This is a genomic window from Campylobacter sp. CS_NA3 (assembly GCF_027797495.1).
GTDB lineage: Bacteria > Campylobacterota > Campylobacteria > Campylobacterales > Campylobacteraceae > Campylobacter_B.
The window spans coordinates 826,827-852,550 of sequence record NZ_CP115609.1; the positions used below are offsets into that span (position 1 = coordinate 826,827).

26 protein-coding genes are annotated in these 25,724 nt (G+C 35.5%); 9 read left to right on the forward strand and 17 right to left on the reverse strand.

Annotated features, from left to right (window positions below):
• Positions 1–206: 206 nt before the first annotated feature.
• On the reverse strand, positions 207–1,076 hold the full coding sequence (locus PF026_RS04115) for an aminotransferase class IV (RefSeq protein ID WP_270863886.1): 870 nt from the start codon (positions 1,074–1,076) through the stop codon (positions 207–209).
• 140 nt (positions 1,077–1,216) lie between these two features.
• Here PF026_RS04115 and PF026_RS04120 point away from each other — a divergent pair, with 140 nt between their 5' ends.
• Together PF026_RS04120 and PF026_RS04125 are read left to right on the forward strand one after the other, a co-directional pair.
• Positions 1,217–1,708 (forward strand): hypothetical protein, encoded by a 492-nt coding sequence (locus PF026_RS04120; protein WP_270860885.1) that lies wholly within the window; start codon positions 1,217–1,219, stop codon positions 1,706–1,708.
• A 203-nt stretch (positions 1,709–1,911) separates the two neighbouring features.
• Positions 1,912–2,775 carry a hypothetical protein gene (locus PF026_RS04125; RefSeq protein WP_270863887.1) on the forward strand — a complete coding sequence of 288 codons (864 nt, stop codon included), beginning with the start codon at positions 1,912–1,914 and terminating at the stop codon, positions 2,773–2,775.
• Between the two features lie 60 nt (positions 2,776–2,835).
• Here the strand turns inward: PF026_RS04125 and PF026_RS04130 are convergent, their stop codons facing one another.
• Together PF026_RS04130 and rsmH are read right to left on the reverse strand one after the other, a co-directional pair.
• On the reverse strand, positions 2,836–3,153 hold the full coding sequence (locus tag PF026_RS04130) for a hypothetical protein (RefSeq protein WP_270860883.1): 318 nt from the start codon (positions 3,151–3,153) through the stop codon (positions 2,836–2,838).
• On the reverse strand, positions 3,154–4,077 hold the full coding sequence (gene rsmH, locus PF026_RS04135; protein ID WP_270863888.1) for a 16S rRNA (cytosine(1402)-N(4))-methyltransferase RsmH: 924 nt from the start codon (positions 4,075–4,077) through the stop codon (positions 3,154–3,156).
• 62 nt (positions 4,078–4,139) lie between these two features.
• Here rsmH and PF026_RS04140 point away from each other — a divergent pair, with 62 nt between their 5' ends.
• From PF026_RS04140 to ftsZ, 4 genes are all read left to right on the forward strand, one after another.
• Positions 4,140–4,709: a class II aldolase and adducin N-terminal domain-containing protein gene (locus tag PF026_RS04140; protein WP_270863889.1), complete on the forward strand. Its 570-nt coding sequence runs from the start codon at positions 4,140–4,142 to the stop codon at positions 4,707–4,709.
• 134 nt (positions 4,710–4,843) lie between these two features.
• Entirely contained in the window at positions 4,844–6,304 is a 1,461-nt protein-coding gene (locus PF026_RS04145) for a peptidylprolyl isomerase (protein WP_270863890.1), read from the forward strand.
• Positions 6,297–7,655 (forward strand): cell division protein FtsA, encoded by a 1,359-nt coding sequence (gene ftsA, locus PF026_RS04150; protein WP_270863891.1) that lies wholly within the window; start codon positions 6,297–6,299, stop codon positions 7,653–7,655. The genes PF026_RS04145 and ftsA overlap by 8 nt, the downstream gene beginning before the upstream one ends.
• Before the next feature lie 15 nt (positions 7,656–7,670).
• Positions 7,671–8,795, forward strand: coding sequence for a cell division protein FtsZ (gene ftsZ, locus PF026_RS04155; protein WP_270860878.1), 1,125 nt, complete (start codon positions 7,671–7,673; stop codon positions 8,793–8,795).
• A 114-nt stretch (positions 8,796–8,909) separates the two neighbouring features.
• Here ftsZ and msrB read toward each other — a convergent pair whose 3' ends face one another.
• The 12 genes from msrB to rpmH all read right to left on the reverse strand — a co-directional run bounded on the left by msrB (position 8,910) and on the right by rpmH (position 22,595).
• Positions 8,910–9,944, reverse strand: a complete 1,035-nt coding sequence (msrB, locus tag PF026_RS04160) for a peptide-methionine (R)-S-oxide reductase MsrB (RefSeq protein ID WP_270863892.1) — start codon at positions 9,942–9,944, stop codon at positions 8,910–8,912.
• Positions 9,945–10,329: 385 nt separating this feature from the next.
• Positions 10,330–10,587 (reverse strand): helix-turn-helix domain-containing protein, encoded by a 258-nt coding sequence (locus PF026_RS04165; RefSeq protein ID WP_270863893.1) that lies wholly within the window; start codon positions 10,585–10,587, stop codon positions 10,330–10,332.
• A 141-nt stretch (positions 10,588–10,728) separates the two neighbouring features.
• Complete coding sequence (locus PF026_RS04170) at positions 10,729–12,462, reverse strand: LptM family lipoprotein (RefSeq protein WP_270863894.1); 1,734 nt, start codon at positions 12,460–12,462, stop codon at positions 10,729–10,731.
• 589 nt (positions 12,463–13,051) lie between these two features.
• On the reverse strand, positions 13,052–14,584 hold the full coding sequence (gene purH, locus PF026_RS04175) for a bifunctional phosphoribosylaminoimidazolecarboxamide formyltransferase/IMP cyclohydrolase (protein WP_270863895.1): 1,533 nt from the start codon (positions 14,582–14,584) through the stop codon (positions 13,052–13,054).
• Positions 14,585–14,593: 9 nt separating this feature from the next.
• On the reverse strand, positions 14,594–15,439 hold the full coding sequence (locus tag PF026_RS04180) for a DnaJ domain-containing protein (protein ID WP_270863896.1): 846 nt from the start codon (positions 15,437–15,439) through the stop codon (positions 14,594–14,596).
• A 2-nt stretch (positions 15,440–15,441) separates the two neighbouring features.
• Positions 15,442–17,634 (reverse strand): phosphoribosylformylglycinamidine synthase subunit PurL, encoded by a 2,193-nt coding sequence (gene purL / locus PF026_RS04185; protein ID WP_270863897.1) that lies wholly within the window; start codon positions 17,632–17,634, stop codon positions 15,442–15,444.
• 384 nt (positions 17,635–18,018) lie between these two features.
• Positions 18,019–19,344: a tRNA uridine-5-carboxymethylaminomethyl(34) synthesis GTPase MnmE gene (gene mnmE / locus PF026_RS04190; protein WP_270870441.1), complete on the reverse strand. Its 1,326-nt coding sequence runs from the start codon at positions 19,342–19,344 to the stop codon at positions 18,019–18,021.
• The gene (locus PF026_RS04195) at positions 19,337–20,230 is read right to left on the reverse strand and encodes a Jag N-terminal domain-containing protein (protein ID WP_270870440.1); all 894 of its coding nucleotides are present in this window, start codon (positions 20,228–20,230) and stop codon (positions 19,337–19,339) included. Before PF026_RS04195 ends, mnmE begins: the two co-directional genes overlap by 8 nt.
• The gene (gene yidC / locus PF026_RS04200; protein WP_270870439.1) at positions 20,214–21,803 is read right to left on the reverse strand and encodes a membrane protein insertase YidC; all 1,590 of its coding nucleotides are present in this window, start codon (positions 21,801–21,803) and stop codon (positions 20,214–20,216) included. The genes PF026_RS04195 and yidC overlap by 17 nt, the downstream gene beginning before the upstream one ends.
• An 11-nt stretch (positions 21,804–21,814) precedes the next feature.
• Positions 21,815–22,138, reverse strand: a complete 324-nt coding sequence (gene yidD / locus PF026_RS04205; protein WP_270863900.1) for a membrane protein insertion efficiency factor YidD — start codon at positions 22,136–22,138, stop codon at positions 21,815–21,817.
• Positions 22,135–22,473, reverse strand: a complete 339-nt coding sequence (gene rnpA / locus PF026_RS04210; protein WP_373566996.1) for a ribonuclease P protein component — start codon at positions 22,471–22,473, stop codon at positions 22,135–22,137. Before rnpA ends, yidD begins: the two co-directional genes overlap by 4 nt.
• Positions 22,461–22,595 (reverse strand): 50S ribosomal protein L34, encoded by a 135-nt coding sequence (gene rpmH / locus PF026_RS04215; RefSeq protein WP_270860866.1) that lies wholly within the window; start codon positions 22,593–22,595, stop codon positions 22,461–22,463. The genes rnpA and rpmH overlap by 13 nt, the downstream gene beginning before the upstream one ends.
• A 141-nt stretch (positions 22,596–22,736) precedes the next feature.
• On the opposite strand from rpmH, the gene PF026_RS04220 reads away from it, so the two are divergent.
• From PF026_RS04220 to PF026_RS04230, 3 genes are read left to right on the forward strand one after another with little or no spacing between them, the layout of a single operon-like run.
• On the forward strand, positions 22,737–23,168 hold the full coding sequence (locus PF026_RS04220) for a YopX family protein (protein ID WP_270860865.1): 432 nt from the start codon (positions 22,737–22,739) through the stop codon (positions 23,166–23,168).
• 13 nt (positions 23,169–23,181) lie between these two features.
• Positions 23,182–23,694, forward strand: a complete 513-nt coding sequence (locus PF026_RS04225; RefSeq protein WP_270863901.1) for a DUF4149 domain-containing protein — start codon at positions 23,182–23,184, stop codon at positions 23,692–23,694.
• Positions 23,691–24,080, forward strand: coding sequence for an acyl-CoA thioesterase (locus PF026_RS04230; protein ID WP_270863902.1), 390 nt, complete (start codon positions 23,691–23,693; stop codon positions 24,078–24,080). Before PF026_RS04225 ends, PF026_RS04230 begins: the two co-directional genes overlap by 4 nt.
• 70 nt (positions 24,081–24,150) lie before the next feature.
• Here the strand turns inward: PF026_RS04230 and PF026_RS04235 are convergent, their stop codons facing one another.
• Both PF026_RS04235 and PF026_RS04240 read right to left on the reverse strand, forming a co-directional pair.
• The gene (locus PF026_RS04235; RefSeq protein WP_270863903.1) at positions 24,151–25,182 is read right to left on the reverse strand and encodes an FtsK/SpoIIIE domain-containing protein; all 1,032 of its coding nucleotides are present in this window, start codon (positions 25,180–25,182) and stop codon (positions 24,151–24,153) included.
• Between the two features lie 2 nt (positions 25,183–25,184).
• Complete coding sequence (locus PF026_RS04240; RefSeq protein WP_270863904.1) at positions 25,185–25,679, reverse strand: YqiA/YcfP family alpha/beta fold hydrolase; 495 nt, start codon at positions 25,677–25,679, stop codon at positions 25,185–25,187.
• Between the last annotated feature and the right edge of the window lie 45 nt (positions 25,680–25,724).

Below are 25,724 nucleotides of genomic sequence, written 5' to 3' on the forward strand. Positions count from 1 at the left end.
AAAATTTAAAAAAATAAACATTTTTTTTATAAATTCTGCTATTTTTCTTAAATTAATTTTAATGCCATTTTTAAAGAGAATTCTTAAATGATTTAACGATAAAATTTTCTATTTAAAAAACGGCAAATTTAAAAACCTTTCTCTTTAAATTTGCCGTGATTTTTACTATTTTTATAAAAAATTGTAAATTTTATTTAGTATAAAATTTACAAAATTCCCGCTTCTTTTTTAAGACGGTCTGCATACATTTGGCGTAAAATCGGCACGAATTTACCTACTTTTCCGCCGCCGATTGGCTTACCGTCAGCCTTTATGACGGGAAGCAGCATTAAAGTCGCTGCACTGATAAAAGCTTCATCAGCATCATAAACCTCTTCCATGCTAAATTTTCGCTCGACCACTTTTAGCCCTGCTTCGCCAGCAAAACCTAAAATAACCTTTCTGCGAATTCCGGGCAAAATTTCATTTGAAAGCGGTTTTGTGATAAGTTCGCCGTTTTTGATGATAAAAGCAGATGAGCTACTGCACTCCGTTACAAAGCCGTCTTCGACCAAAAAGCACTCATCGGCTCCCATTTTGTGCGCTTCGTGTTTGCTGATACATTGTGCTAAAAGCGAGACTGATTTTATGTCGCGTCTTTTCCAGCGAATTTCAGGCAAACTTACGATTTCGATGCCCTTTGTCGCGTCAGGGTTATTAAAAATCTCTTTTGGATATGCAAAAACAAAGCAAGTCTCTTCTAAGCCCACAGGAAAATCAAAATCTCTCATAGCCACTCCACGCGTAACCTGCGTGTAAATTCCGCCCTCTGTAATACCATTTCGTTTTAGAATTTCGTAAAAAACTTCTTCGTATTTTTCCTTACTCATCGGAAGTTTTAGCTCTATGGCTGCCAAACTTCGCTCGAATCTCTCCCAAAAATCGGCTCTATCGACAAGTTTGCCATTTACCACAGGAACTACTTCATAAATCCCGTCGCCAAATATAAAACCGCGATCAAACGGGCTGATAGTGGCTTCTTTTGCGTCGCAAAATTTGCCGTTTATATAAACGATTCCGCTTAAATTTGAACTCATTTTTAATCCTTTTTAATGAATTTTTGCGTAATTTTAACTCAATATTGATTAAATTGATTTAAATCGGCAAATTCGGACGATTTTTAGCCATAAATTTAAACAAAATTTTGTATAATACCCAAAAAATTCAAGGAAATTTTATGTGTAAAAACCTAAAAAAACTAGTTTTGCAAAAAATGTTTCATGTATCAAAAAAGCCTGTGCTATTTCGCGATTTGCTTGAAGCAAATGCTGAATTTAACGATGGTATGCTAGTAGATCCTGCAAAGCTAAATTTCAAATTTAACTACGGAAAATCTTACATTTTATTTGGCATTTTTGCCTTTATTATTTTGGTGCCGACCATTTTGCTAACTCACGCATTTTTTGCCAAAATCGATGTGCATTTATCACTTTTAGCCGTTATCATCGCCACTTCTGCTGTGTTTATCGGGTTTGATTGCTTTAAAGCGTGGGCGAGAAAAGAGCTAACGCACGAGCTTATCAAAAAAGCGTGGGAAAACCACTTTTTGTATTTTCCTTATGAAAAATACTCCCAAATAGTCGAGCAAATTTACGACGAAGCCGTCAAAAACGAAATTCCAAAGCGAGATTTGGAAAAATATGTTTTGGATAAATTGGTGCAAAAGTAGGAATTTGCGCCAAAATTTCCTAAATTCGTTTAATAATCAATAAAATTTTTAAAATTCGTATCGCTTGACGATACGACCTGAATTTAAATTTGCTAGAATTTGTCATTGCGAATTTTTGAAATGGTGCGAATTTGCGTTATTTGTCATTGAGAGATTGCCACGCTACTACTTCGCAGTGCCTTGTAAAGTATAAAGGATAAAATTTGAAAAAATTGAAAGAATTTGCAAAACGCAAAAAAGAACAAGAAGAATTTGCCAAAAAAGCTAGGCAATCTTCTTTAAAACTAGAAGCAAAAATGCAAAAATTAGCCCCAAAAATAGAAGAAAGAGAAATAAAATATCAACAAGATTTAGAATTTCAAAAGAAAAATAATCCAAATTTTAGGGATTACGATGAAAATCCGTTGATAATAAAAAATTATGAAAGATTTTTTGTTTTAAGTTCATTTTTAATCTGCCTTTTTGTCGGCGGGGTGTGTTGTGTTATTTTTAGGGATATGTTTTTTTACGGCGAACCATTTAAATTTGAACCTTTGTCAATGGTAGTTGTATTTTATTTTGCCTTTGTTTATTTATGGGTAGTTAAGTTAAATTCATTTGAGATAGTGTTTGCAAACAGATTTATTCAATTTGTAGATAATGGAGTAGTTAAAAGGCAAATTGAAATTTCATTAGAAGAGCTCTCTAAGCCATATTTTTCATACTCTTCAATTGGATATGATTCGTCGTTTGTGTATAACGCAGTGCATTTTTGTGTTTTGTTGCTCCTTATTATAGCAATGCCAAAAATCATTATACCTTTTTCGATATTTTTTTATCTTACAAATTTATTAATTAAATTATTTTTTCATTTATTATTAAATAAGAGCTTAAAAGGATTTAGAGTATTTTCATTTATTAGAATTTCAGACGGAATTTTTACTAGTTATGCCTATGGTGCTTTGTTATCGCATAGGTATTTTATGCTCCATTTGTATAATAATGAAATTTATTATGAAGTTAAAAAATATTTTTTACAAAAAAATATAAATATAGATGATTTGCCGAAAAGGTATTCAATTTTTTAATAACAAAATTTAATAAACCAAATTTTTATATGAAAAACAAAGTAAGATTTCAAAAAAAACTTACTTCCCGTTTTCTACGCTAAATGAGTCCAAAATTTCGTTTTTAAAACGCAAAAGTTCGATACTATTTTTAAGCGCTCTATTTTCTTCGAGCAAAACTTCGTGTTTGCTTCGAAGCTCGGCTATATCGCGACTTATGTAGTAAATTTCGTTTCTGATATACACAACAGGCACGGTCAAAAAGAAAAAAATCATCATCACTATCCACACTTTTAGTAGCGTGTAAAATGGTATTTCTTTGGTTTTTTTGATTTCGTTGTCGAAATTTAGGACGATTTCGTCTTTTTCGTTAAAACCAAAAAGCGGTTTTTGCTCCATTTATGCCTTTCTATCTATCTCAAAAACTCTCATCTTAGCGCTACTTGCGCGAGAATTTGCCATTAACTCATCTTTGCTAGCTGTGATCGCTTTTTTACTCAAAATTCGCCCAAGCGCGTGGTTACCGCCACATTCGCATTTGATAAAAAAATCAGGGCAAATGCAGTTTTTCTCCCATTTTTTGAAGCGATTTTTCACAATCCTATCTTCGAGTGAGTGAAATGAGATTATAGCGACTTTTGCTTTATTTATCTTTGAATTTTCGATTGAATCTAGTAAATTTGTTAGCTCTGCTAGTTCGTCATTGACTTCTATGCGAATCGCTTGAAAAACCAAAATCGCTTCGCTCACGCTTCGCCCTTTTACGCTTTTATTTCCGACGATACTAACTAACTCTTTTGCACTTGTTATTGTTTTGTTAGTGCGATAAGCCATGATTTTATCGGCAATCTTATGCGAATTTGCTAACTCGCCGTATTCGTTAAAAATTCTTGTTAGTTCATCTTTCGAGTATGAATTTACCACAAATTTAGCATCTTTTTCACTAGTTTTATCCATACGCATATCTAGCTCGTCGCTTTGCAAACCAAAACCGCGTTCGTTTTTATCAATTTGAAGCGATGAAACGCCGATGTCGGCTAAAATGCCACGCACCGAATTTGTATCGATTAAATTTAAAATTTGCGAAAAATTACTTTTGTAAATTTGAACTCTATCTCCAAATTCGCTCAAACGATTTTTTGAAAAAAGGATAGCTTCGTCGTCCCTATCACAAGCAATCAAATTCACATTTGGATTTGATTTTAAAATTCCGCCACTATGACCACCATAACCCAAAGTGCAGTCGATTATAACGCCATTTTCTACGCTTTTAAAAACTTCCAAAACTTCATTATACAAAACCGGAATATGTGGAATTTGCAAATTTAACCCCTAATTTTTCTTTTTTTAGTATAATAGCAAAATTTAATTTAAAAGGCAGATTAATGAATTTAGATTATTATTATAAAACTTTGCAAGATATTTCGCTTTCGATGTTTAGAAAGAGCTTTTTTGGCATTTTTCACGGCTCGATTTCAGCAAAAATCGAAGAAAATCAGTTTATGATAAACAAAGAAGACACTATTTTTGATAGCGTTAAAAAAGAAGATTTGGTTTTGCTTTACACAAAAAAGGATTATCGCTGGAACGAAGCTAGTTTGGATGCCGATATTCATTTAAATATCTACAAAAATATAAAAGAAGCAAAATTTGTTTGTTATGCGATGCCGCCGTATTTGGTTTCATATACTTTCGAGCATGATTTTATAATTCCAAAAGATTATTTTAGTTTTATGAAATTCAAAAAAATCGAAATTTACGACCCTAAAAATTTTGAAGATTGGTATGAACGAGCTCCGCACGAAGTTTATAAATATATGCTTGATGAAAATAGCGATATTATGATTATTCGTGGATATGGCGTGTATGCGTATGCAAGGACTGCTAGTGCGTTAGCCAAAAAAATCGCACTTTTGGAAAATAGTTGCAAATTACTAAATTTGAGTCAAAATTAGTTTTTTGTTAGTTAAATTTACTAACAATTTGTTAGTAAATTCATTACAAAATACCGAATTTTTCAGCATTACATAAGTTTTATGTTAGTATAATTATGGCAATTTTTGTTAGTTAGAGTTAGTAAAGGATTTCAATGATAAATTGGATGCAAAAGCATAAAAAGTCGCTCATACCTACAATCTGGATAAGCACAATCGCATTTGTGGGAGCCGGATTTGTCGGCTGGGGAGCTTATGATTATAACAAAAACAGAGCCGGAGCAATCGCAAAAGTCGGCGACATAAAAATCAGCAATCAAGAACTAAATACCAAATATAGAGAGCTTTATTCATATTTTAGTTCGACAAGCGAAGGATTTACACAAGAAAAAGCAAACGAAATGCACCTTGATGAAATAGCTGCTTCAAATCTAATCCAAGAAGCTTTGCTTTTAAATTTTGCAAAAGATCTAGGCATAAAAGCTACCAAAGAAGACATCGCAAAATATATAGTTACAGCACCAGAATTTCAAGTCGATAACAAATTTAACAAACAGCTTTACTCACAAGCGATTAAAAATTTAGGCATAACAACGGCTGAATTTGAAAAGAATTTAGAAAAAACGATAGTTTTGCAAAAGCTAATGGAAGGAATTTCTTACGAGCCTACTGATACTGCGCTAGAAGCGTTTCTTTCTTCAAGCCTTATTCAAGATAAATTAAGTATTGAAGTCGTCAAACAAAACGATGAAAACATAACTGTTAGTAACGACGAACTTATGAAATTTTGGGAAGAACACAAAAGCAACTATATGACAAAACAAACTTACGAACTTGATACGCTTTTTGTTGCACCACAAACAACACAAGTCGATGATAAAACGCTAAATGAGTTTTTTGAAGCACACAAAACTACTTATAGAAACGAAGATGATACGCTAAAAAGTTTTGAAGAAGCAAAAGATAGCGTTTTGGCTGATTATTTAGTTGAATTCAATAAAGACGAAGCCGTAAAAACATATCTAAATGTAAAAAAAGGCAGCATAGCCACTGATAACAAAATGATTGTTAGTGATGAAAATTTTCCTGTTAGTGAGTTAGAAAATGCTAAAATAGGCGAATTTATCAAACCTTTTGAGTATAACGGCGGAAATTTAATAGCAAAAATAACAAAAATCAACGAACCAAAAGTTATGGAATTCGAACAAGCCAAAACTATGGCAGAAGATGATTTTATCGTAGAAAAGAAGGAAGAATTATTAAAACAAAAAGCCGAAGAAGCGTTAAAGAATTTTAACGGCAAAGATATAGGTTTTATCGCAAGAGATAGTGCAAACAGCGTTAGTGAGTTAGCAGATTTTGAATTTGCTATGCTTTTAAACGATGTTTTCTCTAACAACAAAAAAGAAGGCTATACTATTTTTGGCGATAAAGCAATAGCCTATAAAATAACAGAACAAAAATTTCCCGATACGGAGCAAATTTCACAATACAAAGATGCACTCAAAGGTGAAGCTTCGTATATGATGAATTCTGCATTGCAAAATGATTTATTAAAATCTCTTCAAAAAAGATACAAAATAGAAAGATTTTATAAAGGTAGAGATAGTGAGTGAGTATATTTTAGGGCTTGACATAGGTTCTGTCGAAATTTGTGCCATTATCGCGAAAAAAGATGAAAATTTAGCAGTTTGTGGTATGGGCAAGGCTAAGACATACGGCGTAAAAAAAGGTATCATCACAAATATCGAACAAGCTGCAAACTCTATAAAACATGCAGTTAATGACGCCGTAAAGAGCGCAGGACGCAGATACGATAAGGTTATAGTTTCGATTTCTGGCGCCTATACAAAAAGCGTTCCCTCACAAGGCATTATAAGCGTTCCGGATCATGAAATCGGCATAACAGAAATCAAACGAGCCATGCAAATGGCAGAACACAACGCAAATGTTCCAAATGATTATGTCAAACTTCACATTTTACCTTATGATTTTAAAGTTGATGAGCAAGACCACATAGAAGATCCTTTGGGTATGAGCGGAAACAGACTTGAAGTTTCCACTCATATCGTTATCGTTCCTGAAAGTTCTGTTAAAAATTTAACCAAATCTGTCGAAATGGCAGGAATAAAAATCGATAATATCGTTCTTTCAGGCTACGCTTCGGCTATTTCAACTCTTAGCAAAGATGAAAAAGAGCTTGGTGTTGCACTAATCGATATGGGTGGCGCAACTTGCGATATGGTTGTGCATTTAGGAAATTCGCTTCGATATAATGATGTTTTACTTATCGGCTCAACTAACATAACTAACGACTTATCAAAAGCGATTCATACACCGCTTCCGTATGCAGAAGAGATAAAACTATCTTATGCCGATTTAATCGATGAAGGCAAAAGAGAGATAGAACTTCCTGTTCTTGGCGAAGATGAAAGCACTCACAGCGTTAGTTTAGAAATTATAACAAATGTTATTTTCTCGCGCATTGAAGAGACTTTGATGTTTTTAGCTAAAAAACTTGATGAAAGCGGATATAAAGATAAAATCGGTGCAGGAATCGTCCTAACAGGCGGTATGACAAAGCTAGATGATGTTAGAGAACTTGCAATGGCAATCTTTGATAGCATTTCTATCAGAGTTGCAAGACCAAGAAATGTTAGCGGACTTTATGAAATAGCAAAAGACGGAGCAAATTCTTGCGCTATCGGACTTTGTTTGTATGGATTTGGCGAATTTACACCTTATGAAATCGATTCAAACGGCGAACTTCGTTATAAAGATGAAGTTATCAAGCCGTCAAATTCAAACGATATTTACGCAAAAGAGATTGCAACGGCAATCGACAATGAAAACGGCAAACGAGTTGAAGTCGGAGTTGGTATGGACAAAAATGACATGACTTTACCAAAACTTCCTGAACCAAATGTTTTGAAAAAATTTTGGAATTACATAAAACAACTATTTTAACCAAGGAGAGATTTTATGCAAGGTTATAGTATAGCAGAAAAGAAAAAACCTGTTTTTAGTGCCGAGATTAAGATTATCGGTGCAGGCGGTGGCGGCGGAAATATGATAAATCACATAGTCCGCACTATGGAAAATAGCGACAAAGTTGATTTGATTGTCGCAAATACCGATAAACAAGCACTGAACGGATCTAGTGTAAAACTCAAAATTCAACTTGGAAATAACGGACTTGGTGCCGGTATGGACCCGGAAGTCGGCAAAGCAGCAGCAGAAGAAAGCTATGAAGACATAAAAGATGCTTTAAGCGGTGCCGATGTTGTCTTTGTTAGCGCAGGACTTGGTGGCGGCACAGGCACAGGGGCGGCTCCTGTCATAGCAAGAGCCGCAAAAGAGCAAAAAGCTCTAACAATCGGCGTTGTTACTACTCCGTTTAGTTTTGAAGGCAACAAAAGAATGCGCCTAGCACAAGAAGGTATCGCAGAACTTAAAAAAGAGTGCGATTCTATTATTGTAATTCCAAATCAAAAATTATTAAGTCTAGTAGATAAAAAAGCAGGATTTAAAGAAGCTTTTAAAATGGTCGATAGTGTCCTAACACAAGCCGTTTCAGGTATGACCTCTGTTATCATTGAAAGCGGAGATAGCGATATAAATGTCGATTTTGCTGATGTTAAAATGGTAATGACACACAGAGGCCTAGCTCTTATGGGTGTAGGCAAAGCAGAAGGCGAAAATGCAGCCAAAGAAGCCGTGCAAAATGCTATCCAATCACCGCTTCTTGAAGATATGTCAATCAACGGTTCAAGAGGCGTTTTGGTTCATTTCAAACTTCACCCTGATTGCTCACTATTTGAAATCGATGAAGCTATGCAAATCATTAGAGATGCAGCGCATGAAGATGCGGCAATTATTTTTGGAACTACAAGCGATGTAAATATGGATAATAATCGCGTTGAAGTTACTTTAATCGCAACAGGTTTTGGTAACGAAAGCGTCGAAAAAGACGAGCCCAGTAAAGATTTAAACAGCATTAGACAAGAAAGATTTTCTCAACTACGAAGAAAAGTAAGCGGTAGCGATTTTGATAACGCTTACGATGAGTTAGAAGAGCCGTCATATTTAAGAAACAAAATGGATTAATATCCCTTCTTATTTCTCCTTGGATAAATTTATCGCCCTACTCTCGGGCGATAAATTCTTTATTTTTCATTTTATTAAATTTCATTGATTTTATGATTTTAAATATCAAAAAATTTATTTTACATACGGGATATACTCGCCGTATCCAAGCTCTTGCATTTTTTCAAGCGGAACAAATTCGAGCGAAGCGCCGTTTATGCAGTATCTAAGACCGCCTTTTTCTTTTATGCCGTCATTAAAAACATGCCCCAAATGGCTATCTCCGAGCCTAGAAGTTACTTCTGTCCGCACCATGCCATGACTTTCGTCTTTTGCATAACTCAAAGCGTCCGTAGTTATGGGCTTTGAAAAGCTCGGCCACCCGCAACCTGCGTCGAATTTATCCGCCGAGCTAAAAAGCGGTTTTTTTGTAACAACATCGATATAAATGCCTTTTGCACTCAATTTATCAAATTCGCTCGTATATGGGTGTTCGGTCGCCTTTTCTTGCGTAACCGAAAACTGCAAAGGATTTAAAGTCGCTTTCAACTCTTCGTGGCTAGGAAGCGTAAATTTACTCTCATCATAAAGCGGTTTGGTCGCTAAATTTAGGTCGATATGACAATATCCATTTGGATTTTTCCCCAAATAATCTTGATGATACTCTTCTGCTTTGGCGTAATTTTTCAGCACTGCGACCTCGACGGCGATTTTGGCTTGATATTTTTTTTGCTTTAAGGCGATGAAATTTTGCAAAAATTCTTTGTCGCTTTCATCGGTGTAGTAAATCCCCGTGCGATACTGCCTGCCTATGTCGTTGCCTTGACGATTTACGCTTGTCGGGTCAATCACTCTAAAAAAATGCTCCAAAATCTCGGCAAACGCCACGACATTTTCATCAAATTTGATTTTTATAGTCTCTGCGTGATCTGTATTTTTGAGCGAATAATAATCCGTTTTTTCGCTCTTACCATTTGCGTAGCCGACTTCGCTTTCCACTACGCCTTTTACTCGCTTAAAATAGCCTTCCATACCCCAAAAACAGCCACCTGCTAGATAAATTTCTTTTAAATTTTGATTTAAATTTGCCATATTTCCTGCCTTTAAATTTACTTCATCTGCATTTAGAAATAACGCAAAAAGTAGTAAAACCTTTAAAAATTTAAACATTTTTTTGCCTTTTGATTTTTTAAATTTGTGCGAATTGTAGCTAAAATTTGTAAATTTATTAAATTTTTGCCCATTTGTCATTGCGAAAACAAATTTATAAATTTTGTTTAATCTGCCATTGCGAGAAACTGCGTAGCGGTTTCGTGGCAATCGCCAGAGCTTAAACTACAAATTTAATCTTTTACAAATTTAATCTTTTGCAAATTTAAATAATTTTGTTATTTATCAAATTCTTTAATCTGTAAATTTACATTATGGTAATTTTGCCACTGGCGATTGCTTCGAATTTACTTCGTAAATTCTCGCAATGACAATGGAGATTTTTTTATTATTCATTGAATTATTTTGAATTTGTGCAGCAAATTTGATGTAATGACAAAAGAATTTAAATTTTAATTGATTTAAAAAACTCGCTAACGCTGACTTCTAGGACATTTGCGATTTTGACTAGGTGTTCTATGTTAAAGTGCTTTTTGTTTATACCAAGTTCAGCCATAGAAATCGTGCCGACTGCCTTGTGTCCTATCGCCATAGCAAGGGCTAGTTGCGAAACGCCCTTTTGTGTGCGTATGCGTTTGACATTTTCGCCGATAGTTTTGTAAATTTGCTCCATTTGTTCGTCTGTAATGGTGCAGTCTTTCACTTTGTCGCCTACCTATGGTTAAACTAACTGTAAGCAATATTATATACAATTTAGATAAATTTAAAATAAACACTATCATTTTAATCATTTAATTAACCATGTGGTGGGCAAAAATGCCCACCATATCGGAGCTAAAATCCTTTATTTAAGGCTATAAACTCCGCCGTTTTCAGACATGATATTTACCATACTCTCATCGGCTAGGATTTTTTTGCATCTGGCGGATTTACCATATCTCTGCGATTGCGATAGTGTTAATGTCGCATTTGCTCTATCTAACTTCCCATCCACGCATGATAAAGCAATACTAAAACTATCTTTGTCATAACCCCCCGTATTTACAAATCCGTCTGTCATTTTCTTTATATCTGTATGAAATTTTTTATGCTTTTGATAATATTTTCTTATGTCATCTATGATAGGTAAAATTTGATTAGCATATTTTTTAGCCTCATCCGAAATAGCTTTGGTATCGTCAAATGGGAATTTGACTACAAATTTACCATCTTTTGTCGTTGCTTGGACTATGGTTTTTAGCGCACCTTCTTCGATAGCAACTTCACTTGCTACTCCTCTTAATAAATTATCCCCAAAATATTCATCAAACTTTTTTAGTTCTTCGGCACTTGAATATTCTGCAAGATTTTCTTCTAAGCTTTTTAGCGTTTCGGCATTTGGCTCATCTTTAAGCTTTTCTTTCTCGATTTCTTGTTTTATAAAACTCTTTACATATTCTATCACAGTATTTTTATCTATACTATGTAGGGTTATCGTTAGATTTTTACTATCCATATCTGCTTTGCTAAATCCTAAAAAACCATCAGCCATCTTAACACCATTGGTTGCTTCTAATCGTTTTATGACTTCTTCTTTATTTGTATTTATCATATCTTCGAGATTGCCAAATTTTTTGTTTGCTATGACATAATCATTTATATCCGCCAAAGAATTATACAAAAACCATTCATCGGAAGCAAACGGGTAATCTTTCTGCCACTCTATTTGTTTATCTAATTTATCTTTATATGTTTTAAATTTCTCTTCGCAAGCTATTTTGGCTTTGTGATTTAAAAATTCTTTGTATGTATCGCAACCGCCATTTTTATAAAATTTATAAAACTCTTTTAAGCTCATCGCCTCAACCTCTTTTTTCGCATTTTCTTTTGCGTTTAGGTCAATTTTAGCCACGATATTATCACCATCTATCGACAATGGAAAATCCGTGCTCTTGTCTATGAAGTATTGGTAAAAAGCAACATTCAGTTGAGAAATCATAAGCTTTTCTTCATCGGATTCATCTGTAATAGGACCGATAATAAGGGTTGAATTTTTTCTATCAAGTTTATAGAGTATATCATTTATCGCAATCTCATCATCGCTTATTACCTTCGCCTTTCTAAAATCAAATTTGTCAAGCATATCTTTAAGCGACCCAAATTCGCCATTTTCATCTATATATTTGTTTATATCATTAACTCGTCCATAAAGATATTCTAGGTGATCTTTATAATTTTTTTTGATTTTATTTAAATCAAATTTCTTCATTTGATTATTAAATTTCTTAAATTTTCCCTCACAAGCAAGCGTAGTTTTATGGAATTTATAGTCGAACTCATAGTCAGCTCCTAGGCTTTGTGCTGCTGTCGGCGAAACATCGCAACCACTATCTAAAACCAAAGCTATAAAATCTTTTAATCTCATCGCTTCGACATCATTTTGGGCGTCTTTTAGCGGGTCGCCTTTCTTTTTGACCGGTTTTTCTACCGCCTTTTCGGTTTTTGTAGTCGTTGCAGATGAGCTTTTATCCTCATCACCGCATCCCATAAGCACAGCACACAGCGCACTGGCTAACATAAATGAAAATAGCTTTTTCATCTTTTCTCCTTAGTAAATTTGTCTATTTTGTTTGGAAATATTATGGATTGTTTTGTATTTGCGTATATACCTTATCTAAAATTTCTTTTACACCTTTACAAAACACGCTCTATCCTTTGTGAAAATCAAACCAGTCATTATACCCCCCCCCCCCTTAAAATTTAGTAAATAAGCAGCAATTCATAGGCGAAATTTACGCTTTGATTTCAAGTATAGTAGCATAGGGTTGGAAAAGAGGCGTCCATACGAGGCGTTGCAATCTGAAAAATTCAAAAGAATTTTAAATTTTAAAATTTATCACAATTGTAAAATTTGAAACTCTATTGAAATTTTAAAATTTGAAATTCTATTGAAATTTTAAAATTTGAAATTCTATTGAAATTTTAAAATTTGAAATTCTTGCAAATTATAAATTTTACTGGATTGCTTCGAGCCGTTGGCTCTCGCAATGACAAATTCGGCAAATTCAACTTAAATTTGATAACCAAATGCCGACGATTTTTCACGGAGTGGGCGACGGACTAGACTGACTCGTCTGTCCTAGCCCACGCCGTGAAAAAGCTAGGCTCGTTTAATTGCAAATAATATTTTAATGCAAAAAGTGGCGAATTCCCGTAAAATACATCGCCATGCCAAACTCATCGGCAGCTGCGACGACTTCATCATCACGGATTGAGCCACCCGGTTGGATTACGGCTTTTACGCCTACTTCATTAGCGATTTCTATGCTATCTTTGAAAGGAAAAAACGCTTCACTAGCCAGCGCACAACCTTGCAAATCTAAGCCCAAATCCCTTGCTTTTGCCACGGCTGCGCGCGCAGCATCGACACGGCTTGTCATACCCATGCCAATCGCCACCATTGCCGAATTTTTCACATACACAACGCAGTTTGATTTAGTCAGAGCTGCGACCTGCCAAGCGATTTGCAAATCGGTAAATTCGCCCGAATTCGCCGAACGCTTGGTAACGCATTTAGCATTTTTGACCTCATCGGCACCCACGTAGTCGCGTTCTTGATAGACAAATCCGCCGTCTATGAATTTAAAGTCATATTTATCATTTTCACGCATTAAATACTTGTTTTCTTGCGTGAAAATTTTAATGCGTTTTTTATTTGCAAAAACTTCAAGCGCGGCGTCATCGACATTGGCCGCAATTATGACTTCCACAAAAATTTCATTGATTTTCTCTGCGAGTGCCTTATCAAGTGTGCCGTTTATCGCCACCACGCCACCATAGGCTGAAACAGGGTCGCATTTGAGCGCTTCGGTGTAGCTTTCTAGCAAATTTGATTTTATGGCAAACCCGCACGGATTTGCATGTTTGCAAATACTTACGGCAGGACGCTCGCCAAAGCTACTTGCTAACATAACTGCGCCGTGAATATCGGTCATGTTGTTAAAACTTGCTTCGCCTTTTAGGGCTTTGAAATTTAGGCTAAAAAAGTTTTCGAATTCATACAAAGCGCCCTTTTGGTGCGGGTTTTCGCCGTATCTTGTCGCCATGACTTTTGAGCCTGTGATAAATTTTTTAGCGCCAAAACCGCCGTTAAATCGCTCGTTCATATAGTTTGCTATCATGCTATCATACGCGGCAGTGTGCTCGTAGGCTTTTATCATAAGGCTTCGGCGAAATTCCAAATCATCGGCTTTTGCTTTAATTTTTTCGATAACTAAATCATAATCTAAAATGTCCGTTACTATCAAAACATCTTTGAAATTTTTAGCGGCACTGCGCACCATAGCAGGTCCGCCGATGTCGATATTTTCGATAATCTCATCAAAATCATCTGTGCGAATCGTGGTTTGTTTGAAAGGATATAAATTTACACAAACCAAATCAATCCCGCCAATGCCGTGTTTTAGGGCTTGTTCGGCGTGATTTTTGTCGTCCCTTTTATGCAAAATTCCACCGTGAATTTTAGGGTGCAGGGTTTTTACTCTGCCTTCAAACATCTCAGGGCTTCCTGTGTAGGCGCTCACTTCCACAGCATTTACGCCGTTTTCGCAAAGTAGCTTATAAGTGCCACCCGTGCTTAAAATTTCCCAACCCAAATTTGCCAAATCTTTTGCAAATTCTACTACGCCGTCTTTGTCGCTAACGCTGATTAACGCTCTCATTTTTGCTCCTTATTTCTCTCCGAATTTTTCTTTTAAAATTTCATACGCTTTGTTGATTTCTTGTAGTTTTTTTGTGCCTTCTTGCACGATTTCATCATCTGCGCCCTTACCCATTAAAATATCTGGGTGATATTTTTTCACTAGCTCACGATATTTTTTCTTTATCTCATCAAACGACGCATTTTTTGAAACGCCAAGCACACTATAAGGGTCGAATTCCGGCTCTTTTTTATACGAGCTAGAATTTCTTTGATAACCACCTTGATTGTAGTTTCCGCCATAACCGCCACGGCTACCGTAGTTTCGCCCATAACCGCTTTGACTTTGGCGAGAATATCTATTTTTCCAAGCACGAGCCTGTTCAAAATCGCTTTGAAATTTGGCAAAAATTTGCTGTTTTAGGCTCTCGCTGATTTCAAATCCGTCGCAAATTTGGCTTATTGTGTTTTTTTCTGATTGGCTAAATTCGCCGTCGATATAGGCTAAATTTAAAAAATAATAGATTAATCCAAACGCCCTATTTTGGTCAAATTTAAACCTTTGCTTGTATTCAAACGCTACGCTAAAAACATTGTTTAAATTCTCTTTTTCGATATTGTAAATTTGTTTTAACTCATTTCGGACTGCGCTATTTCCGCCTAATTTATATGTCAAATCATCTAAACTTTGGCTGATTAACTCGGCTTCTATCTCATTTACTCGCCCGTCGCTTTTGGCGACTTTGGCTAAAAGTGCAGTTAGGTATTTGGCTTCTTCAAATGAGAGCGAATTTGCCCTACTTTTGCCGCCAAATACCCCGTCTTTGGACGCTATGATATATAAAATAATTAAAAAAACGATAGTCCAAAACGACATTTTTAATCTTCGCTTCTAATAATCTCGCTAAATTTATTGTAATAAATCTCTCGCAAATCGCCTAAATTTCGGCTAACTTCATTTATGCTAAATTTTTCTCCGCCAGTTACGCCAAGTTTTAGGAAATTTAAGCCCAAACTTTTAGCTAAATCTTCAAATTTCGCTTCATCGCTCACGCCAAAAATCGCGCGAGAAAAGCTCTCGTCGAAAATATCTCGCTTATCATCGCACGGCATTTTAAACTCGCCGCCCATTTTGCCTACACACGCCATTTTTGCTAGTGTTATGGCAACACCGCCGACACCGACTGAGTTTGCAAATTTAAAAATGCCTTGCTCGTTGCCTTTTATCGCCAAATTCCATAAATTTAGCTCTTTTTTATAGTCTAAATTCGGCAAAACACCGCCGATTTTATTTAAAATCGTTTTCATATACAAAGATCCCGCAAACACGCCACTAGTGTCACCAACCAAATAAACAGCGACATTTTCTGCGACAAAATGGCTAGGCAAATTTGCATTTTTATTTACGCCGACGGTTACGATAGCAGGGGTTGGCTGGATACTAACGCCCTCAGTTTCGTTATAAAGGCTCACATTACCGCTCACAACAGGCGTATTTAGCTCTTTACACGCCTCTTTAATTCCTTCGCAACCTTGCGCAAACTGCCACATAACTTCCGGGTTTTGTGGATTTCCATAGTTTAGACAATCTGTAATTGCTAACGGCGTAGCCCCGCTAAGAGCTACCTTACGACCACTAACGGCAACGGCTAATGCGCCACCGACGCGAGGATTTACAAAATTCATGCGGGTGTTACAATCCATACCCATCGCCAAATTCACGCCGTTTTCTTTCACACGCATTACAAAAGCACCCAAAGTTCCCGGTTGCTTTATAGTATTTGTGCCGATATTTGCATCGTATTGATCGTAGATTAGATTTTTATTTAGTATTTCAGGTTCGCTAAACATTTTATCGAAAGCTTCGTTATTATCTATATTACACTCGCAACCACAAAGGCTAAAATTCGCTATTTCATCTAAATATGCAGGTTTTTTTACAGGGCGGTCTAAAACAGGTGCGGCTTCGCTTAAAGGCTCGATTGGAATCTCGCCAGCTAGCTCGCCATGCCAGTAAAGCTCCATTTTACCGGTATTGGTTACTTCGCCGATGACTTCTGCGTCTAAATCCCACTTCGCAAAAATCTCTTTTATCTTATCTTCACAACCCTTTTTCGCGCAAATTAGCATTCGTTCTTGGCTCTCGCTTAGCATTAGCTCGTATGGCGTCATACCGCTTTCACGCATTGGCACTTTATCTAAGTGCATTTTCATACCGCTTCCGCTTCGTCCTGCCATTTCAAAGCTACTAGAAGTAAGACCCGCCGCACCCATATCTTGAATTCCGACAACATAATCAGTCTTAAAAAGCTCCAAACAAGCTTCCATTAAAAGCTTTTCGGCAAACGGATCGCCAACTTGCACGGTTGGGCGAAGAGATTTGTTCTCATCGTTAAAGCTATCACTTGCCATAACAGCTCCGCCAAGCCCGTCCCTGCCTGTTTTTGAACCTACATAAATGACTGAGTTTCCCACGCCTTCTGCCTTGCCGTAGAAAATTTCATCACTTTTTACAATTCCAAGAGCAAAGGCATTTACCAAAATATTTCCGTTAAAACTGCTATCAAATGTCGTTTCCCCGCCGATTGTAGGGATTCCCATGCAGTTGCCATAGTGTGCAATACCGCTAACTGCGCCTTTGACCAAATATCTTTGGTAGCGATTTGTTTTAGAATTTCCCACGACATCGCCAAAACGAAGCGAATTTAGATTTGCTTCGACCCTTGCACCCATTGTGAAAATATCGCGTAAAATTCCGCCCACGCCTGTGGCTGCGCCTTGAAACGGCTCGATATAGCTAGGGTGATTGTGGCTTTCCATTTTAAAAACAGCAGCCATGCCACCGCCAATGTCGATGACACCGGCATTTTCACCGGGACCTTGTATGACCCATGGAGCCTTGGTCGGAAAGCCGTTTAGGTATTTTTTGCTTGATTTATATGAGCAGTGTTCGCTCCACATAGCAGAAAATATGCCAAGTTCTAGCAAATTTGGCTCACGCCCTAGAATTTCTAAAATTTTCGCATATTCGTCTTCGCTGATTTTGTGTGCTTCGATAGTTTTCTTATCCATTTTTAGCCTTTTTTGGAATTTATAAAAAATAAAAAAATATAATACCCAAAAATAGCTTTAAATTTGATTTTGTGATTGTTTTTATTAAAATCGCAAATTTAAAAAAGCGAAAGCTTTTTTAAATTTGCAACCTTGTAAAGCGTTGTCGGGGGTAAGGGGGTTGCAGGGGGAAAGGGGAGCGACTTCGCAATTCAAGCCCCCTTTCCCCCTGCAAAGCAACTTTCTGAGTAACTAAATTTAAAAAATGATAACAATGCCAAATTCGATTGATTTTTTAAATTTGCAAATTCGCGTAGTGGTTATTTAAACACTGGCGATTGCCACACTCGCTACGCTCGTTCGCAATGACAATGGAATAAAATCACAATTACAATGGATTAAAATTCATTTTCCTAAACAAAAATTTGAAAACATTTCATCTAAAATTTCATCTCTATCAAACGGGCGAGAGATAGAAGAAATTTCTTTTATGGCGACATTTAATTCAAAGGCAAAAATTTCAAGTTCGCTTTCATTTAACTTTTCCTTTGCCCTTTGTATCGCATTTACGGCATTTTTACAAGCGATTATTTGGCGATTTGAACTAAGCATAAGTCCGTCAAAATTTTGTGAATTTAGATATTCATTTAGCGAATTTATAAGCTCATCAGTACCAAATTTAGCTGAAATTTTTATAGAATTTGGCAAATTTTTACTAAATTTTTGTTCTAAATCGCTTTTGTTAATAATATAAAAAACCTTTTTATCTTCATCTTTTAAAATTTCTAAAATTTTCTCATCTTCGCCGTCAAATTCGCTACCTCCGTCAAAAACTGCTAATATAATATCGGCTTCTTTTACAGCCTTTATGGAGTGCGAAATGCCGATATTTTCTAAATTTGAAGCTCCGTTTCGAATTCCGGCTGTATCTATAATGCGGATTATATGAGTGCCGATTTTAAGGCTTTCTTCTATGCGATCCCTTGTCGTACCTGCTTCGTCGCTGACAATCGCCCTTTCGTAGTTTAAGAGTGAATTTAAAATGCTACTTTTGCCGACATTTGGTTTGCCGATGATTGCGACTTTAAAGCCTTCGATTAGCCCTTTTCTTTGTTCGCTAACTTCGGCGATTTTACTTAGTTTGGCTGAATTCTCATCTAGCATTGCGCTAGTTTTTTCTAAAATATCACTTGGTAAATCCTCTTCGGCATAATCAATGCAAGTCTCCACAAAAGCCAGTGTCTTAACAAGCTCCGAGCGCAAGGTTTCGACATAGTTTTTAAGTTCGCCGTGCAGGTTTTTAGCTAGAATTTTTGTTGCGCTTTCGCTGCGTGAATTTATGAGAGCTTGAATAGCTTCTGCCTTTGTTAAATCCATTTTACCGTTTAGATAGGCTCTTTTGCTAAACTCACCCGGGCTTGCAATTCTAGCGCCTAAATTTACAAGTTCGTCGATGATTAAATTTGAAATCACCAAACCGCCGTGCGTGTGAAATTCGACGACTTCTTCGCCTGTGAAACTAAACGGGGCTTTAAAATAAATCACAATGGCTTCATCGATAAATTCGCCGTTAGCATTTTTTATCTCACAAAGTGTCGCATAACGGGGTTTTAGAGAATTTTTATTTATAAGTTTTAGGGCAAGATTAAGCGAATTTGCACCGCTTAATCTCACTATGGATATACCGCCTGTGCCGTGCGCTGTGGCGACGGCGACAATGTCATCATTCATTGCTGTTGTCGTTTATGACTATGATTTTTCCGTTTTTGGCACTTTTTACGCCGACATATTTTTCCGGAAATTCAGCCCTTAATCTATCTACCGCAAATTTTACCAAAGCACCGTCATAAGGCTTAGTATAAGCCTTTCCTGCCGTTTTTACCTTTTCGATAACACCACTTAAATACTCATTTAAAATTCGCTCTTGGTTTTGCAAAAATTCAGAAATTTCTAGGATTATCGAAAGATTGTATTTTATGCTAATCCAGTTATAAATCATATACGAAAGTGCCTTGTAGCGATAACCTTCTTTGCCGATAAGAAGAGCAGCATCTTCGCCGTCAAGCTTGATATAAACATTTTCATCATCGTATTTTTTCACTTCGACGACACTTACGGCAAAATCACTCGCACTTAAAAGTTCGCCAAGTTTAATCTTAATCTCTTCTAAAACTTCATCGCTAACTTGCGATTTTGGCTTTCTTTCTTCTTTTTTGCGTGATTTTTTCGCAGGTTTTGGAGCAATTGCTTCTTCGCTATTTTGAGTTTTTAAATTTTGCGATTGCGAATTTTCCAAATTTGATGAATTTTCTAAATTTTGAGTTGAATTTTGGCTCGAATTTGCTTCTTTGTTTTCGCTTTTTTTAACTTTTTTATGCTGTTTTGCTTCTGCGTTTTCATGCAAATTTGGCTTTTTTCTAGGATTTTTTTGTTTTTTCTCAAATTTTTCCTTTTCGCCTTCGACTTTAACTTCTATAATCGCATTTTTACTAAATAATCCAAAAAGTCCGCCGCTTGGGTGTTGGATAACTTTTATATCAAGTTCGGTTATAGAACAATTTAGTTTTTCGGCGGCTTGTTTATATGCTAGTTCTAAATTTTTAGCTTCTATCTTCATTATGTTTCTCCGCTGCCAATTTTTTTTGTTTGTCAAAAAGTTTATTTATCGCGTATTGTTGCACGATTGAAGCCATATTGTTGATAGTCCAATACAGCGTAAGACCTGCCGGAAATGTCGCAAACAAAAATGTAAAAATCAAAGGCAAGAATTTCATAACCTTTTCTTGCATAGGGTCGGTAAATGTCGTAGGTGTGATTTTTTGTTGTAAAAACATTAAAATACCCATAGTTATCGGTAGGATAAAAAACGGATCTTTAATCGATAAATCTTGAATCCATAAAACCCACGGTGCGCCTTTTAGCTCGATAGCATTTAATAAAACTCGATAAATAGCAAAAAACACAGGAATTTGCAGTAAAATCGGCAAACAACCGCCCATTGGGTTCGCTCCGTGTTTTTTGTAAAGTTGCATCATTTGAGCTTGAAGTTTTTGCGGTTCATTTTTGTATTTTTCTTGAAGCTCTTTCATTTTTGGCGCCAAATCTTTTAGCTTATTCATCGACATCATACCTTTGTAGCTCAAAGGGAATAAAATCAAACGAATAATAAGCGTTAAAATCACAATCGCCCAACCCCAGTTGCCGATATAATCGTGAATTGCACTTAAAAATTTAAACATAGGTCTAGCGATGAAAGTAAACCAACCATACTCGATGACATTTGTAAGTTTGCTATCAATGCTATTTAGCGTTTTATACTCTTTTGGTCCGATATAGCCACCGGCGTTAAATTCGCCGTTACTTTTGGCAAAAACCTGCGTAATATCGTCTTTTGAAGTAAGCACGACATTTAAATCGTTTCCGTTTGTGTAGAAAAATTTCGTATAGTATCTATCAGAAACTGCTGCGATATTTGCGTTATTTATGACTTCGTTTGATTTTACATCGCCGTCTTCAAAAATAGCCAAACTCTCGTCTGCATTTCGCACCAAACCACCATGAATAGTGTATCCATCAATCACTTCACTAGGACGGCTTCCTGGGCTTATATAAAAAACTGCATTTTTGCTTAAATTTACTTTTATATCGTAGTTTCCGTTAGGATAAAATGTCAAATTTTTTGTAACTACAATATCGCCTAAATTTTGAGTTAAAACCAAATTTGCTGAGCCATTTGTGGCGTCTAAATTTGACGAAGTTGCCGTATAAGGTGTAGCAAACGCAAGATTGTTTAAATTTGCATCTTCAAAGCGAATTTCAAGCGGCAACGGCGACATATCTGCTTTAATCAAATTTATCGCTTCGCCGTTATCATTTTTGTATTTTTCTTCTTTTAAAACAAAAGAATTTATCCGTCCAAGCTCGTCAATACTTAAATCTGCTTTTTGTGTGGCGATTTTTACGATAGGTTCTTTAACTACCACACTTGTTGTAGGCGCAGGAGTTGCCGAGCTTTGAGAATTTGAATTTTCCACCTTTGGAGCGGCATTTTGAGTTTGAAGTGCTGTTTTGTTTGCTTCTAATGCCTGAGCTTCTCTGATTTTTGAAAGATAAAAATGATCATAGGCTATAAAAAATATAAAGGCAAGTGCCAAAGCCAAAACCAATCTTTTTTGAGCTGAATTATCCACTAAACTTCCTTTTATATAATTGATTTTACAACGAAATATCTGTTTTTTCCGTTTGGGATCAACCAAAAATTCGGTTTTTTTACGCTAGTTTTTGAAAAAACGCTAATAGGCGAAAAATTCGCCTTTATAATCGGATAATCAATCCCACCCTTGAAAAACTGATTACATTTTAAAATCCGTAAAATTGTCGCAAAAAATGCGCCAAAAAAACTATTATGTTTAAATTGCCAAAGCGAATACTCCGAACAACTCGGATAATGTCTGCAAGATACCAGTAAAATAGGCGAAATAAAAAGCTGATAAAATCTTACAAATTTAATAAAGATAAATTTCATTTAACACAACCGATTTTTTTAAACGACCATCTCAAATTTTTCTCTATTTTATCAAAACTTACATCTTGTGTAATCTGTTTTTTGGCTATCAAAATGTAAGTTCCGCTTGCTAAATCGTCTTTTATATTAAAAAAAGCGGCTTTTAAAAGCCTTTTGGCTCTGTTTCTTACTACCGCTTTACCTACTTTTTTGCTTACGACTACGGCTAAATTTTTATTCTCGCTAGCCAAAAAATAAACAACTGCGGTCTCGCAGTGCCATTTTTTGGCGTTTTTGTAGATCTCGGCAAAAATCTTGCTATCGCTTATAGGAGCGAATTCACCTAAGCAGCCAATCTTTTTCTGCCTTTTGCGCGTCTTGCGTTGATAACTTTGCGACCATTTTTAGTCTTCATTCTAACGCGAAATCCGTGTGTTCTCTTTTTAGGAGTTACATGCGGTTGATATGTTCTTTTCATGATTTTCCTTTTTCACAATATAAGAGTTGGATTTTATAAAAAAATTGCTTAAAAATCGGTTAATAAATAATTTAATCAGATTTTTAATATTAAGTGATAAAATAGCATTTGTTAAACTAAGATTACAAAAAGGAATTTGCTATGAGATCTATCAAATTTAGACTTTGGGATTATGCAAATAAAAAATTCTTAGGCAACTGGGAAAAGGAAAATTTTTATCTTGACATCGATAACGGCGTGGTTTATAAGCTAAAAGGCTACACTAGAAAAGGTTTTTTTCTAAGATACAAAAAAGAAGAGCTTGAACCGCTAAAATCGATTAAAATTTCGCAATCAACAGGTATGTTTGACAAAAACGGCAAAGAAATTTTCGAAGGCGACATTGTAAAAAACACAAATCAAACGAGCATGGCATTTAACGATGTCTCAGCCGTGCTATATAACGAAGTCATCGGCGGTTTTACCGTTTATTTTAAAGATATAGAACAATACAAAATGCTAGGAAGCTTTGATAGCCTTGAAATAGTCGGAAATATCTACGAAACCCCTGAATACAATGAAAATTTAGAATAACAAAAGGAAATAAATGAGTAAAATTTTAGGAATTTATCTGTTTTTACTAGCCGCTTTAATCGGCATAGAACTCGCTCTTGGCGCATTTGTCGCCCCGACAATATTTTTCCCGCAAAGTTTTTTAGGTGATGGCGTTTTAAGCCACTTTCAAAGTGGTCAGCTTATGACACAAATTTTTTTAAAATATAACAAAATTCTTATGATAATCACGGCGATTTCGTTTATTTTTGAAATGGTAAATTTCAACAATAATAAATCACAAAATTTCAATTTTCGCTTTTCAACGCTAATGTTAGCTGTGCTAAATTTGATACTTATGGTGCTTTTCGTTTTGGTTTTTACAGACTATATAGTCGAAGCGCAAAAAGCAGGTGCAGCCGCTACTCAAACAGCCGAATTTGCAAAAATTCACAAAGGTAGCGAATGGACGATGAAATTTATGATAATCGCGCAAACAATTCTATTTTTTATGAAATTTCCACGCTCAAATTCGGCAAATTCGAGCCAAAATTCGGAGCAAAAATGAAATTTAGAGTTTATTTTGAAGATACCGACGCACAAGGGATCGTTTATCACTCAAACTATATAAAATTTTGCGAACGCGCTAGAAGCGAAGCTTTGCTTAGAGCAAGGCTAAATTTGGATAAATCAAAATATATGGTTGTTGCAAATTTAAGTGCGAAATTCGTTCGCCCTGCCAAATACGGCGACATAGTAGAAGTGCGAAGCAAAACGCTCGAAATCGGCAAAGCAAGTGCCATCTTCGAGCAGAAAATTTACCGACTTGAAGACATCGACGGAAATAAATTTGACGAGCTTTTATTTAGCGCAGAGATCACAATCGCATATTTGCAAAACGGACGAGTTACCAAATTTGAACCTGAATTAATCGAATTTTTTAAGAAATTTTAAGCATTAAGCTGAAATTTTAGATTTTCGGTGGGCGAAAATGCCCACCATGCGAAGCTTTGCCGCCTACTCGCTATGAGAAAATTTCTTTTATTTCTTCATCGTATCCTAAAAATGGAGCAAAAAGCATTGTTTTTTTATCGTTCATTTTCAAATACATAATACCTTTGCCTAGCAAATTCTCTGCTCCGTCCTCGCCTATAATCAATCTTGATTCCTTTGAAGTAGCGGTACACATTGTGATTCTTGTAGGAAAATGTTTCATTAAATTTAAAGAGTAACCTCGTAAAGCTCCTGCTAAACTAGAAAATATTATAAAAATTCCAGCCGCTGCACCTTTTTCGGCTAATATTTCTAGTGATTTTTGCGAATTTTCATTATAAAACGCACTATTTTCACAAAACAAATTCCCATTATCTTCATCAATCATAACAACTATATTAGCAAACGGCTTGGTAAGTTCGCTGTTTTTTTTAACACCATTTTTATCAAAAATTTTATATCTGTTTTTCATCTCTTGTAAAATTTTTTTGATAATCTCGTGCGTTATTTGCGGCTCTTTTACTACTTTTTTGTTAGAAATTTCACTTAAATTTACTAAATTTTCATAAATTCCAAAGTCATATCTATACTCTGGTTCGATAAAAATAAATTCTATATTTGAATTTAGTTTTGCAATAGAGATTATAAAGTTGTTTAAAAGCACGGTTTTTCCGCTTCCGGTAACTCCTGCTATAAAAATATGCCCACAATCAACTAAATTTAAAAAATACGGCTTATTTTCCATATCTCTACCACAATATACCGCAATTTCATATTTTTTATCATTTTTACTTAAATCGGCTTCAAATTCTGTTTTTTCTAATACTTTCCGACTATTTTCATCTTGTGCCAAATACAGATAAAATGTCATCACTTCGTCACTTATTTCTTCAAACATAACTTCAAAATCACGCCTTAAAAATGATATTTCTTCTTTTAGTTTTTCATAATTTTCTTTGCTTTTTATACGAATTTTATAAATTTTATACCTGAATATGTCTTTGATTTCTAAAATTTCAATGTTTAAATTTTTGTTTTTGAAATATTTTTCGCTAAATTTCATACTTATAACCAACTTTCCTTTAATATTGTATCTTTGTATTTCGAAAAATCTGTTACTCGGTGTTTTTCGTTTGTTGTTTCGATATAGCAGTGACCGCTGAATAATTCTTTAACTTTTTCTACATTATCTATCAAAACTTCATCGCTTTCGGATACAAAAATGCTCATTGCAATCGTAATTGACGGGTTAAATTTATAATTGTAAGTCGCTCGTTCTACAATGAAATCATAGTTTTGTGGGTCAAAACACGGATTGAAAAGAACCAAATTGCTGTATTTTTTCTCAGCAAGTGCTCTGGCATAATAGCACCCAAGCGATGAAGCGATTATTTTATACTCGTCTTTTTCTGGTAGTTGTGCCAATAAATTTTGATAGTTTGTTTCGAAGTCTTTTTTGCTATCCCAGCCTAGAACTTCAACTTTAATCCCTAGTTTTTCGATATTTTTCGCTGTTTGCGCCCCTGACCCGCCATAGCCGTGAATATAAAAATACTTCATATTTCTCCCTTATTATGAAATTTTACATTAAAACACCACAGGGTT

Bases quoted from the DNA above. Each gene is read 5' to 3' on its own strand.
- PF026_RS04120 (WP_270860885.1), top strand. From the start codon at position 1,217: ATGTGTAAAAACCTAAAAAAACTAGTTTTGCAAAAAATGTTTCATGTA.
- PF026_RS04140 (WP_270863889.1), top strand. From the start codon at position 4,140: ATGAATTTAGATTATTATTATAAAACTTTGCAAGATATTTCGCTTTCG.
- PF026_RS04240 (WP_270863904.1), bottom strand. From the start codon at position 25,679: ATGAAGTATTTTTATATTCACGGCTATGGCGGGTCAGGGGCGCAAACA.
- rpmH (WP_270860866.1), bottom strand. From the start codon at position 22,595: ATGAAAAGAACATATCAACCGCATGTAACTCCTAAAAAGAGAACACAC.
- PF026_RS04195 (WP_270870440.1), bottom strand. From the start codon at position 20,230: ATGAAGATAGAAGCTAAAAATTTAGAACTAGCATATAAACAAGCCGCC.
- mnmE (WP_270870441.1), bottom strand. From the start codon at position 19,344: ATGAATGATGACATTGTCGCCGTCGCCACAGCGCACGGCACAGGCGGT.
- yidD (WP_270863900.1), bottom strand. From the start codon at position 22,138: ATGAAATTTATCTTTATTAAATTTGTAAGATTTTATCAGCTTTTTATT.
- purH (WP_270863895.1), bottom strand. From the start codon at position 14,584: ATGAGAGCGTTAATCAGCGTTAGCGACAAAGACGGCGTAGTAGAATTT.
- PF026_RS04130 (WP_270860883.1), bottom strand. From the start codon at position 3,153: ATGGAGCAAAAACCGCTTTTTGGTTTTAACGAAAAAGACGAAATCGTC.
- PF026_RS04145 (WP_270863890.1), top strand. From the start codon at position 4,844: ATGATAAATTGGATGCAAAAGCATAAAAAGTCGCTCATACCTACAATC.
- PF026_RS04170 (WP_270863894.1), bottom strand. From the start codon at position 12,462: ATGAAAAAGCTATTTTCATTTATGTTAGCCAGTGCGCTGTGTGCTGTG.
- PF026_RS04225 (WP_270863901.1), top strand. From the start codon at position 23,182: ATGAGTAAAATTTTAGGAATTTATCTGTTTTTACTAGCCGCTTTAATC.
- msrB (WP_270863892.1), bottom strand. From the start codon at position 9,944: ATGTTTAAATTTTTAAAGGTTTTACTACTTTTTGCGTTATTTCTAAAT.
- PF026_RS04180 (WP_270863896.1), bottom strand. From the start codon at position 15,439: ATGTCGTTTTGGACTATCGTTTTTTTAATTATTTTATATATCATAGCG.
- PF026_RS04230 (WP_270863902.1), top strand. From the start codon at position 23,691: ATGAAATTTAGAGTTTATTTTGAAGATACCGACGCACAAGGGATCGTT.
- purL (WP_270863897.1), bottom strand. From the start codon at position 17,634: ATGGATAAGAAAACTATCGAAGCACACAAAATCAGCGAAGACGAATAT.
- PF026_RS04115 (WP_270863886.1), bottom strand. From the start codon at position 1,076: ATGAGTTCAAATTTAAGCGGAATCGTTTATATAAACGGCAAATTTTGC.
- PF026_RS04220 (WP_270860865.1), top strand. From the start codon at position 22,737: ATGAGATCTATCAAATTTAGACTTTGGGATTATGCAAATAAAAAATTC.
- ftsZ (WP_270860878.1), top strand. From the start codon at position 7,671: ATGCAAGGTTATAGTATAGCAGAAAAGAAAAAACCTGTTTTTAGTGCC.
- PF026_RS04235 (WP_270863903.1), bottom strand. From the start codon at position 25,182: ATGAAATTTAGCGAAAAATATTTCAAAAACAAAAATTTAAACATTGAA.